This window comes from Acinetobacter sp. Q85-2 (assembly GCF_013420555.1).
Taxonomy (GTDB): domain Bacteria; phylum Pseudomonadota; class Gammaproteobacteria; order Pseudomonadales; family Moraxellaceae; genus Acinetobacter; species Acinetobacter indicus.
The window spans coordinates 79,582-92,163 of record NZ_VOXW01000010.1; the positions used below are offsets into that span (position 1 = coordinate 79,582).

The following is a 12,582-nucleotide window of genomic DNA, read 5'->3' on the forward strand; positions in this document are numbered from 1 at the left end:
TTACCCCCGAGGAATTGGACCAGACATACTGGAGTGACGCGAGTCGCCCAGCACGGAAATCAGCAACATGGTTGCCCCGACAACGGTAACGTAAACTCCAACATCAAACAGTGCCGCTGAAGCCAAATGCAGTTCACCAATCACCGGCGGATTGACATAAATATGTGCACTGGTCAGGAATGGACGGCCCCAGAACCAGGCTGCAATCCCGGTCAGGCCGGCAATGGTCAGACCGGAACCAATCCAGATTTCATATAAACGTCCGGATTTGGCTTTCAGCATTTGCTCGGTTTGGTCCTGACCAATGGCAATGTACTGAATGATCAGTGCCATTGATGTGACCAGTCCGGCAATAAAGCCACCGCCTGGCAGATTGTGCCCGCGCAGGAAAATATACAGGCTGACCACTAAGGCCACCGGTAAAATCCAGGAAGCGGTCATGCGCAGCATCAGTGGAGATGGGTTAAAACGATAGGTCAGGCCCTGCGTCATGGTGGTGCCGTGGGCACGCATCCCATCCATCAGGCAGAGGGCGCCAATGGCAGCAATACCGAGTACGGTAATTTCACCGAAGGTATCGAAGCCACGGAAGTCGACCAGAATCACGTTGACCACGTTGGTACCGCCGCCCAGTGGAATCGACTGCTGGTTAAAGAACCATGAAATCGAGTTGTGATCACGGGTCATGATTAACCAGGCCAGCCAGCTAATACCAGCACCGGCCAGAATTGCAATCCCGGCATCGCGCCAGCGACGGGTGCTGCTCGATTCATACGGGGTTAATTGTGGCAGCAGTGACAGGCTCATCAATAACAGCACGGTCGTCACCACATCGACGGTAATCTGGGTTTGGGCCAGATCCGGAGCCGATAAGGTCACAAAGATCATGGTTACCACCAGACCGACAGCACCACTGATTAATACGGCTTTAATCCGTTCATGATGGAACCACAGCATCATCCAGCAGGCACTGAATAATAATAGCCACAAGACAATGGCAATCGCAGGTGCCTGGGTCAGCTCACGCGTACCGGTACCAATCCCCTGATTCAGCAGCGGCACAGAAACTAATGCAATAGTAAACACCAGAATCCAGAACAGATAACTTTGTAGGGAGCCGTTTTCGGTCAGGCGTTTAAAGCGGCGCGAGTTCAGCAATAGGCCTTTTAAGAACAGGTCAAATAACACCCGTCCCTGTAAGCGGCCCAATGCCGGATCAAGATCAATCTCGCGGATACGGCCGCCTTTGGCCAGGGCAAAATACATCACCAGACCGCCCACCAGCGCAATCACACTCATTAGCAATGGCAGGTTAAAGCCGTGCCAGATGGCCAGATGGGTGCCTTCAAAATTCATCAGCTGGGTACTGGCACGGGTGGTGCTATTGACCAGATGCTCAACCAGCAGGGCAGGGAACAGGCCGACAGCAATACATAAAATCGCCAGAATCAGGGCCGGTGCGCGCATGCCCATTGGCGGTTCATGTGCATCTTTATTGGGTACGTCTTTGCCAATCGGGCCATCGAAGAACACGCCATGCACTAAGCGCACCGAATAGGCCACGGCAAAAATACCGGCCAGTGTCGCGACAATTGCCGAGATCACCACCACCGGTCCGCTTAAATTGGCCAGCAGTTCGGTAAAGAACATTTCTTTGGACAGGAAGCCGTTGAACAGAGGCACACCTGCCATCGACGCAGCCGTAATCATGGTTAGCGTACCGGTAAACGGTAACAGCTGCCATAAGCCACTCAGTTTGCGTAAATCACGGGTGCCGGATTCATGGTCAATAATCCCGGCAATCATGAACAGCGCCGCTTTAAAGGTGGCGTGGTTGATAATATGGAAAATGGCTGCAGCCACGGCCAGCGGAGAACCAATCCCGAGCAGGCAGACAATCAGGCCCAAATGGCTGATGGTGGAATAGGCCAGCAGACCTTTCAGATCTTCTTTGAAAATGGCAAAGAAAGCCGCGATACACAGGGTAAACAGACCAACAAAGGTCACCAGATTATGGTACAGCGCTGCGCCGGCAAAAATTGGCAGCAGACGTGCCAGCAGGAAAATTCCGGCTTTCACCATGGTCGCGGAGTGCAGATAGGCCGATACCGGCGTTGGTGCCGCCATGGCATTCGGCAACCAGAAATGGAACGGGAACTGGGCACTTTTGGTAAAGGCGCCGAGTAAAATCAGCAATAAACTGGGTACAAACAGCGCATGGCTTTGAATCTGATCGGTCATGGTCAGAATCTGGTCTAGCTCATAGGTGCCGGTGATCTGTCCGAGCAGGACAAAACCACCGAGCATAGCCAAGCCACCCATGCCGGTAATGGTCAGGGCCATACGTGAGCCGCGTTGAGCCGCTTCGTAATTGCTCCAGTAACCCACCAGCAGGAAGGAGGAAATACTGGTCAGTTCCCAGAACACCAGCAGGATAATCAGGTTATTCGACAATGAAATCCCGAGCATGGCTGCCATAAACAGCATGAGCAGGAGATACAGTTTGCTGAGGGAGTTTTTGGGGCTTAAATAATAATAAGCATAAATAAAGATGAGGGTACCGATACCGGTAATCAGCAAAGAAAATAATAAACCTAAAGCATCCAGGCGAAAGCTTAAATCAATCCCTAACTGGGGTAGCCACGACCATGACTGAATGATGGTGGCGCCATTAAAGACATCCTTTGCTTGAGTCAGTAACAGGATCAGACTGCTTAAACTGACTCCTATCGCCCCTAAAGCCGTTACCCCGCGCGAGAATTGCTTCAGCCACGAGACAAGGGTTGTGCCAAGTACCAGCGGTAGCAATATAATAATCGATAGCACACTCGTATCCATTGTCTTGATAGGTTCAAAACCTAAGGGTGAATCTTATCTTTCAAGGATTACAGGAATGCAAGGAGCAGTCCAAAATACTCAATCTTGAAAGCCGAAAAATAGAATTATGTCTAAATAAACAAGTTGTGTTGCGCAACTTGAGAAACTTATAGAAAATCGGATTTTACTATAAAAATATAAATCTGATTGATTTTATTACATGAATAAAACAACATCAATTTGTTTTTGCGCACACGGCAGACATTATACGCCGCCGAACTTTTTTCAGGATGAAATTGTTAGATCAGACCGGATTTTTTCGGCTGATTTTCCGATATTCCCCTCTATTCAAAGCCGTATTTAAGGCAACGGATGCGGGGTCGAGGTGTCATCATCATTTTGCAGCCGTTTCAGCAAGGCTTCCTGCTGTTCGGCACTCAGTTGCTGCTGAATCTGCTGATAGATGTCATCTACGCTGGTGGGCTCCTGTACCGCTTCACTCAGGCTTTCATCGCTGCTGCTGGCTTCAGTCTGCATAAACTGGGCATAAATAGCGTCCAGCTGTTCCTGCACCGGTTGCAGATGAATTGGATGCAATTGCTGCTGATCCAGCCTTAAACATTGATAGTCTTCGGCATTTTCCAAGAGTGCCGTGCGGTTACCGGTGGCAATAATCTGCAGTGCCGGAAAAGCCTGATGCAAACGCGCCAGAATTACCGAGGCCATATCCTGATCAAGCTGATGATCGACCTGATCAATCAGCAGAATGCCGTCGCCTTCTAGAGTTGGATACAGACTATAGGGATTGAGCAGACATAAACGCCGCACAATATCTCCGACCAGTGCAATCCAGTTGCGGATACTGTTGGACAGCTGCTGATACAGCTGAGTTTTGCCCTGATAGGTGACCATTAATTGCAGTTTTGGATGATATTGTAGATAAATCTGGCTCAGTTCTGGCAGTACAATCTGTAGTGCATCGCGCAGGGCCTGCAGACTTGGCGCGTGCATCTGGGCATGTGCCTGCATCAGTTTGTCACGCCGTGGAGGTTCTGCGTCGGGATGCTGCGGATGTAATAACTGTTCAATCAGCTGGGCGCTCTGGGCGTTTTCAATATCGGAAATTTCCCGGAACCACTCAAAGAAGCGTGTAAAGGTGGTGAAGGGGATGGCCGAAATTTCATAGGCATGTGCGGCCTGAAAAATCAGCGGATTGTTTTTACTTAGCAGATTGACTTCATTGACAAAACGTTCGGCCGGGTAATAGGCAATTAATGGCAAGCCTTGTAGCGGGTCCTGTTTTACCGCCTGCTGGTACAGGCTGACCATTTTTTCCAGTTTCTGGGTTTCAGCCTTGCTGACCCCGACGCCGTTGCTGTTCAGGGTTTTGTACAGCTGCCAGTCGCAGCACTGACGGTCCTGCTGCTGGGCATCGCTGCTTTCCGGCAGGCTGCCAATGTCTTTGGGAAAACACACGCACAGATCAATTTTGGACTGCAGCCGGGTGTGCATAATGTCCTGATCAAGCATGACCAGTCCGGAGGTGCGTAAATCTTTATAGCGGGCAGCAAACCAGGTCAGTGCCTGATAGGTGAAGCGCAGTAGCGAGGTTTTACCGGAACTCTGATTGCCCAGAATTAAGGCCACAGGCTGTTGCTGCGGATGCAGTTGTAGCTGAAGGTCGGTAAAGTGGGTGATGTGCTTGAACTGGACAGACTGAATTTTCATGGGTCACCTGCATGCTTTAACCCACCGCCTTACGCAAGGACACCGGCATCTGCTGTTTCAGCTGTTGCACCAGATCGTAAATATGATGGATATTTAAGCTTACTTTAGCACGTGTGCAGGCCACGTACAGTAATCGTAACTCTTCATCACTAATTTTATGATCGCGTTCATTGACCTTGAACTGATAGTCATCTTCCAGATGCACGCGGTCCCATTCCAGCCCTTTGGCTTTGTGCGCGGTTGAAATAATATAGTCCGCCTGACCAATCGGGGTGATTTTGGCCAGCGCCTTTTTCAGCGGATCGGTACCATGATCATCCACCAGTTTTACCAGCGGCTTAATGTCGCTGCCTTCATTGGTTTCGCAATATTCATGTACATCGTGCCAGGAGTTAAACCAGGCCAGTTCCGGCACATCGGTGACGCGGCGGCCCTGTTTCAGCATACTGGCAGCATCGACAAAACGGTTCAGTTTGACATGGTCGGCCTGCAGGCTGACCTTGTCACCATGTACCAGACCGGCCAGCAGCAATTCCATCGCCCGGGCATTGGTGCGGCATAAAATCGCATCGCGCTGTTTGGTATGCGGCTTGTTCACCACTTTGGAATGTAAATCCGGGTTGCCGAGCAGCGGCACGGTTTCATTTAAGCCGCCGAGAATGGCATTGGCGGTCATGGCGATGTCCGGACCAAAACGGAATGAGGTGGTTAAGCGCGACTCCGGCAAAGGCAGTTGCTGCATGGCGTTGATGGCACCGCGCCAGGCATAAATTTGCTGATGGGCATCGCCCACATAAATCACCTGGGTGTTGCGTTGTTTGAGCAGAATCCCCAGCATTAGCGGGTCGGCATCTTGCGCTTCATCAAACAGCACATAATCGGCCGGAATATTCGGTTCCGACAGCGCCCACAGTTTCAGGTAAATATCATGACCGATTCCGGCCTGATGGTTCGGATCAATTGATTCCAGCCAGCGCCGTTCCACTGCCGGATACAAATGTTTTTGCAGCAGCTCGGCATCATCAGGGTGCAGCCAGTTCGGTGCCTGAATATGCCGTGGTGCCGGATATTGCGAGCTGGTCGAGCAGAAATAGCCAACGGCATTGGCCACCAGACTGGCCAGCCGTGAAGGCATCAGCACATATTTTTCATAGCGGCCACCCATCATCCGGCGCAGGGTAATTGGCTCGAGACGATATTCCTTGGCAATAAAACTCGGACTCAGGCGCGGCAGGCGCAGTTTGTCGGTGACTCCACGTGGAACACTACGAAAGGCCAGCGAGTGAAAGGTGCGACAATCGACATTGCGATGAAACTTGTGTTGCGCTTCTGCGGCAATGGATTTGTTAAAGGCCAGATACATGCCACGCCGCTCCGGCATGGCTTCACTGATCATCTGCAAGGTGGTGGTTTTCCCTGTGCCGGCATAGGCAATCACCTTGAAGGATTTACCCAGACGTGCGTTATCAATGGCAGTGGCCTGCTCATAGGTGGCGGTCGGTTTCTTCAGCTCAGACACAGGGCGACAGCTTAAGCCTGAGTACGGTTGGCTTTTTCCACCAGACCAGATAAGCCCTGACGGCGTGCCAGTTCATTCAGAATCAGTTGCGGGTCCAGATTGAAATAGCCGAGCATGACCAGACTGTGGAACCATAAGTCAGCCACTTCATAGATCAGGTCATTTTTATTGTCTTCATAAGCTGCAGCCTGATATTCCTTGGCTGCCAGAATAGTTTCTACGCTTTCTTCACCAACTTTTTCCAGAATCTTGTTCAGGCCTTTGTGATACAGCTTGGCCACATACGAAGAATCCGGATCGGCGGCTTTACGTTCAGCCATCATTTTGCCTAAATAGCTCAGAATTTCGACCTGTTCAGATTGCGCAGTGGAGGCATTCATGGCCAGGGTGTGCGGATTGCTGGACTTCTCGCCATAAATCGCATTCGGGTCTTTCAGCTGCGCATCAACAATTTCCCAGCCATTCGGAGTCAGTTTGCGATAGAAGCAGGATTCACGGCCAGTATGGCAGGCAATGCCGCCATGCTGTTCAATTTGCAGGATAATCACATCGGCATCGCAGTCCAGACGGATTTCATGCACGGTCTGGAAATGACCGGATTCTTCACCTTTGTGCCAGAGTTTGTTGCGTGAACGGGAAAAATACACCGCCTGATTTTTTTCTGCGGTTAAGGCCAGCGCTTCGCGGTTCATCCAGGCCACCATCAACACCCGACCGGTTTGATGATGCTGTGCAATGGCTGGCACTAATCCCTGTTCGTTAAATTTTACTTCATCGAGCCATTGCAAGTTATTCATGAGTATGTCACCAAAATTTGTTCAGAAAAACGAGATTACGCCAGTGCGCAAACGCTATAGTGTACGGTATCTGACCGGCTTGCAGGAAAAAATCTTTGCCTATTTTCGCTCAGGATGTTACCACTCTAACATTCATTTATCGTCCTGTTTAAAGCGGCTGTAACACCTCCGGCAAACACTGCTTTTCGACCAGTTCTAAAAACTCATCGCCCAGACGCTGACTTTCCGCAATACATTGTTTCCACAGCTGAATGCGCTGTGCCTGATCCATACCTTTTAAATTAAAGTCTTTGCGGTCGGGTAGGCGGCCCAGGGGTAAAGACTGTAAATATTCGGCTGATGGTGAAATCAGCAGGGTCCGTGCATGATTGTCCGGATTGGCCTTGCGGTGTTTCAGCATTTTGTCGAACCAGCCTGGGGTAATGCTATCGGTAAAATGCGGATACAGCACCAGTCCCTGACTCTGAAACGGCAGGTCAATATGATAGTCAATCAGGCCGCCATCGCGGTAGCTGCCCGGCGCTTCCGGAATATCCCGAATTGCGGACATCACGCCCGGAATTGAGGCCGAAGCCATCAGCCAGCTGGTGACATTGTCCGGCGTTAGCGCATGATAATGGGTAAAGAAATCATCCTGCACCTGAAACTGGTTGCCTTGAGCTGGCTGGCTGATCACGCGCTGCATAAACAGGCGGTTGTGTTTGCGCGCCAGTGCATTGCCGCTGACAATACCAGCCACCGAGGCCAGTAGGGCCAGTGCACGGTCACTCTGGAAAATGTGCTGTGCTTTTACCGAGAGCACGGTCAGATGATAATCCGGATGATCGACCAGCTGCTGTGCCTTGCCATCGACCAGATTCAACAGCATATCGCGGCAGACATGACTGACGTCCTGCCGTGACATTTTTTTATGAAAGCTCAGATTGGTATATAAGTCTGCCAGCCGTTCGGTACCTGCTTTGGCGCCCCAGGCCAGAATGCTGGCAAAACGCCAGCTGCCAATTGAAGAACCAATCAGGGTGCGGCGCTGCGCTGACTGCGGCAAAAACTCGCCAAAAATGGCCTGATCCAGTCCCTGAATACCAATACCTTTTGGACCACCGGCAGCACCCGGAATCATATCGACCTGATCGGGTTGTAGGCCCTGCTCGGCAATCAGCTGCCGGGCCAGATGACCGGCACGAAGGGTGAGGGCAGGTGGACGTTTTTGCAGAATCTGGATCATAGTCAGGCAGAAAAATAAACAGTTGTCTGTATTTTAGGCCAGTGACCAAGGCTCACAAGGGCAGGAATGTTCACTCTCTGACTGCTCAGTCATCCGGTATGTTATCTGCAATTGCAGGCCATAAAAAAACCGGTCATGTGACCGGTTTAAATAATGGAGGAATATAAGGATTCAGGAAACTTGCCCATTTCGCCTTATTTGGCCACGCGCCAGACTGCCAGAATACTGGCCAGCACAATCAGAATGACTGAGACAAACCACGGTGAAATAATCGCAATCGACAGCAGAATCGCCATTACGCTGCCAAAGATCCAGCTGCGTTTTTGCTGATGTTCCATTTGCAGACGCATGCTTTGCAGTTCATTCAGCTGTTTGGCATGCCAGGCCGACTGGTTTTTCAGGCCGTTTAAGCTGTCGATCATCAAGGTCGGTAAATCCTGCGCACCCAACAGTAGGTCCGGAATTTTTTGTCCCAGCTCTTTCAGGTTTTTCTGCGGATTCATTTGTGCCTTGACCCAATCGGTGAGGATTGGTTTGGCCAGACTCCAGATGTCCAGTTCTGGATACAGATCGGTGCCTAGACCTTCAACATGCACCAGCGTTTTGAGCAGCAGCATTAACTGTGGAGGAATTTCCAGATGGAAACGGCGGGCAATATCCATCACTTCAATCAGAATGCCGGCAAAGTCCAGCTCATGCATGGGTTTGGAGACCATCGGTCCTACCGTACGGCGCATTTCACGTGCCAAAGCATCCTGATCGGTGCCCGGTGGAATCCAGCCGGCCTGATGCACAATCTGGATCAGCTGCATAAAGTCGCTGTTCATGACTGCCAGTAACATGCGCGCTACGGTCATCTGATCGTGCTTGGACAGCTCGCCCATAATCGCGCAGTCCAGCGCAATAAAGCGCGGGTTTTGCGGATTGATGGTTTCTACAAACACATTGCCCGGGTGCATGTCGGCATGGAAGAAGTTGTCGCGGAACACCTGGGTAAAGAAGATGGTCAGGCCTTTTTGCGCCAGATCGGCGCGGTCCATACCCAAGCGGTCAAAGGTGGCCACATCGGAAATTGGTACCCCGGTAATCCGCTCGGCCACCATCACATCTTTGCTGTCCATATACACTTCCGGCACATACATCATGCTGGAGCCGGTGAAGTAATGGCGCATACGGCGGGTGTTATCCGCTTCTAAGGTCAGATCGAGTTCTTTCAGGATAATCTGGCGATAGTCCTGAATAATTTCGGATAAATGCAGCGCGCGTGCCGCTTCAAGACGTTTTTCCAGAAAATGGCCCAGCCATTGCAGAATTTCAAAATCCTGCAGAATCTGCTGGCGGATATTAGGACGGGTGACTTTGACCACCACTTCGCGGCCATCGTGCAGGGCAGCGGTATGCACCTGGGCAATTGAAGCAGCTGCCAGCGGCTGTTCATCAAAACGCGCGAACAGGGTGTTGACATCGGCCTTTAAGGATTCCTGAATCCGCATTTGCGCGACATCGGAACCAAAGGGTTTGACCCGGTCCTGCAGCAAGACCAGCTGCTGTAATACTTCAGGTGGAATCAGGTCACGACGGGTCGATAACAGCTGACCGAGTTTAATCGCCAGCGGTCCCATATCTTCCAGGGCCTGTTTCAGCTTGAGCGGATTTTTCCGTTCCTTACTGGACCAGGCCGCCGGATGCATCCGGATCAGACTCAGAATATGGCGGGCTTTTTCTGGTAATTCTTCCGCAGGGAACAACGTGTCGAGTCTATAGTGCGCAGCAATACGCCAAAGTTCGATTAAACGTGAAACGTGCGGAATCATAAATCTCTTTACCTAGTCGTGTGAATCTGGAGTGTCTTCAAGCTGCTTGCGGAGCTGTTGAATCTTGGCCTCTACGCGGTCGATATTCTGGTTCAGGATGCGGGTATCCTGTTGCAGATCATCCATTTGCCAGCGCGGTGCAAACAGGCCGGAATCTTCTTTCAGGGCATCTTCGGCGAAAAACAGCTGGCTTTGCAAGGTTTTTTTCAGCTGCTTGGGTGCCAGCTGGATTTTACCCAGCTCATGTGCCAGTGTCGGGCCAACCCATGGCGACAGATGCGCGGCCAGATCGGGTTCGGCCTGCTCGATAATACGCTGGATGTCCTGTAGCAGCTTATAGTCGCCTTGTACCGGAATGGTGCCGACATCATCGGCCAGCAGCAGTTTCAGCAGTTCCACCACATTCTTGACCTGCAAGGTGGCGGTGGCTTCACTGAGCTGCTGTTCGCGCTCAAACGGGCGCTGCTCGAAAATAGACGGTTGGGTTGCCTGTCCGGTAACGGTCGGCTCCAGACGCACCTTGTTTTCATCAAAAAATACATCTACCGACAGTTGCGGCGCATCCATCACCACGCGCAGGGTTTTGCCCTGTAGCTGGTTCAGCTGGATGCGGGTAATCGCATCCAGATTAATGACATGATGGATGCATCGTTCAACGGCACCTAAGGCCAGAATCGACCACATAGCAGTGTCCTTTTCGGAATTAGAGTTTAAAACCGCGGTGCACCGCCACAATACCACCGGTCAGGTTGTGGTAGTCACAGTTCTGGAAGCCGGCATTTTCCATCATGCCTTTCAGGGTGCGCTGGTCTGGGTGCATACGGATTGATTCCGCCAGATATTTATAGCTTTCAGAATCATTCGCCACCAGTTTGCCCATGATTGGCAGTGCAGTGAACGAGTACAGGTCGTACAGTTTCGAGAACGGTTCAAATACCGGTTTTGAGAATTCCAAGATCAGTAAACGGCCGCCTGGCTTAAGCACACGGTACATGGCTTGCAGTGCAGCATCTTTATCGGTCACATTACGTAAACCGAAAGAAATGGTCACCAGGTCAAAGCTGTTGTCATCAAAAGGTTCAAGTGTTTCAGCATTGGCCAGGACGAAATCGACATTGGTACAGCCGGCATCAATCAGACGGTCACGACCGACATTCAGCATCGATTCATTAATATCTGAAAGGACCACATGGCCGCTTGGACCAACTTCACGGCTAAAAACTTTGGCCAGGTCGCCGGTACCGCCCGCAATATCCAGTACGTGCTGGCCACGACGTACACCCGACATGTTAATCGCAAAGCGTTTCCATAAACGGTGAATACCAAAAGACATCAGGTCATTCATGATGTCGTATTTACTGGCCACCGAATGAAATACTTCCGCCACTTTCTGGGCTTTTTCTTCGCTGTTTACGGTCTGGTAGCCAAAATGTGTGGTCGCACCGACATTACCGGTATTGGCGCCACGTGGCAGGTTGTATTTTGGAATGCTGCCCGTTACCGGAGTATCGGTTAGGCGCTGTTCTAGAGACTGCTGCTGACCTTGTGGTGCACCTTCCGGTAATGGCGAGGTTAAGAATGGGCTCACTTTGTCTGTGTTGGTTGCCGTTTCTGGATGGGTAGGCTTTTGCTCTTCATTAGACATAGTGTCACTCCTAACATGAAAATCGGGTTGATGTGGCAGTGCAAGCATGATGACAGATTCTTAGGCGTTGTACAGTCATCGGCCTGCAATTGTCAGGAATAAAATACAGAAAATTGAATTGTTATCCTGATGAACGTGAATGCATATTCGTTTTACTGCTGTTTTTGTACCAAATTTTGGCCATCACATGCAAAAAATTATGTGGCTTTATTGAAAGGGCTGCGGATCTCCCCGATGCACTTTGTCAATAATCTGGCGTTCAACTGCGGTAAATTCGCGGACAAATTTTTCTGCAGATTTCAGCGGTTTCATGGCCACAAAACCATCTTGCATAAACTCGTACATGATATCGAAATTATATTTATGCGCGGCGCCTTTACACATTTTAAAGGCTGTATAAACCATAAAGGAGCGCATGTATTTGTCCAGGCTTTTGCCCAGTTCATCCAGCATGTCCAGCTGTTTTAAACGCGCGCTGCCCTGATCGAGCTTTAAATAGGTCAGGCGCATCATCTCGTCGCTCAATGGCGTCTGCGCCGGATAATCCTTTAACAGCTGAATGGCAACCTGTTCATCCAGTTGCACTGCTAAAATGGCCAGGGCCACCCCGGAGGTGCCGGTTTTAATGGCATTTTCCGGAATCAGTTTTTCTGCTTTATGTGCGTATTTGGTCAGGCGTGCAATCTGTCCGGCCAGCGCATCAAAATCGGGGCCGCCGTATAAACGGTTCAGAAAATATTCGGCCATCAGTACATTATTTTTTTCGGCAAAATGCGGGGCATGGGTACGTTGCATGCGCTGTTTCTGCCACAGCTGCACTTCCTGCAAACGTGTGAAAATTTCCGGCTGGCGATGATATTCAAATTGATTATAAAGTTCTAAAAGGTCATCTAAAACCGCAAGTTTGGACATGGAGCGTCTCAATTGTTTTGACTTAAGCGGCATTCTAAAGCCAGTTAGATGCACAGGCCATGACAAATTGGTGACAGATTCAGGATCATCGGGTCAGTTTGCACTAGAAATAGACAAAATCAGAC

Annotated in this window: 9 protein-coding genes; all 9 read right to left on the reverse strand. The window is 50.5% G+C overall.

Annotated features, from left to right (window positions below):
• On the reverse strand, window positions 1-2,838 hold the full coding sequence (locus FTT68_RS07610; RefSeq protein WP_104499198.1) for a monovalent cation/H+ antiporter subunit A: 2,838 nt from the start codon (window positions 2,836-2,838) through the stop codon (window positions 1-3).
• Window positions 2,839-3,177: 339 nt separating this feature from the next.
• Window positions 3,178-4,545 carry an AAA family ATPase gene (locus tag FTT68_RS07615; RefSeq protein WP_168370334.1) on the reverse strand — a complete coding sequence of 456 codons (1,368 nt, stop codon included), beginning with the start codon at window positions 4,543-4,545 and terminating at the stop codon, window positions 3,178-3,180.
• A 16-nt stretch (window positions 4,546-4,561) separates the two neighbouring features.
• Window positions 4,562-6,064, reverse strand: coding sequence for a UvrD-helicase domain-containing protein (locus FTT68_RS07620; RefSeq protein WP_005181808.1), 1,503 nt, complete (start codon window positions 6,062-6,064; stop codon window positions 4,562-4,564).
• Between the two features lie 11 nt (window positions 6,065-6,075).
• Window positions 6,076-6,861 (reverse strand): bifunctional phosphoribosyl-AMP cyclohydrolase/phosphoribosyl-ATP diphosphatase HisIE, encoded by a 786-nt coding sequence (gene hisIE / locus FTT68_RS07625; protein WP_005181811.1) that lies wholly within the window; start codon window positions 6,859-6,861, stop codon window positions 6,076-6,078.
• A gap of 148 nt (window positions 6,862-7,009) precedes the next feature.
• Window positions 7,010-8,086, reverse strand: a complete 1,077-nt coding sequence (locus tag FTT68_RS07630) for a patatin-like phospholipase family protein (RefSeq protein ID WP_005181814.1) — start codon at window positions 8,084-8,086, stop codon at window positions 7,010-7,012.
• Window positions 8,087-8,280: 194 nt separating this feature from the next.
• Window positions 8,281-9,900, reverse strand: a complete 1,620-nt coding sequence (locus tag FTT68_RS07635) for an AarF/ABC1/UbiB kinase family protein (RefSeq protein ID WP_104494772.1) — start codon at window positions 9,898-9,900, stop codon at window positions 8,281-8,283.
• Window positions 9,901-9,912: 12 nt separating this feature from the next.
• Window positions 9,913-10,584: an SCP2 domain-containing protein gene (locus tag FTT68_RS07640; protein WP_104471776.1), complete on the reverse strand. Its 672-nt coding sequence runs from the start codon at window positions 10,582-10,584 to the stop codon at window positions 9,913-9,915.
• A 19-nt stretch (window positions 10,585-10,603) separates the two neighbouring features.
• Window positions 10,604-11,545, reverse strand: a complete 942-nt coding sequence (gene ubiE / locus FTT68_RS07645) for a bifunctional demethylmenaquinone methyltransferase/2-methoxy-6-polyprenyl-1,4-benzoquinol methylase UbiE (RefSeq protein WP_168370335.1) — start codon at window positions 11,543-11,545, stop codon at window positions 10,604-10,606.
• A gap of 207 nt (window positions 11,546-11,752) precedes the next feature.
• Window positions 11,753-12,457, reverse strand: a complete 705-nt coding sequence (locus FTT68_RS07650) for a hypothetical protein (RefSeq protein ID WP_168370336.1) — start codon at window positions 12,455-12,457, stop codon at window positions 11,753-11,755.
• Between the last annotated feature and the right edge of the window lie 125 nt (window positions 12,458-12,582).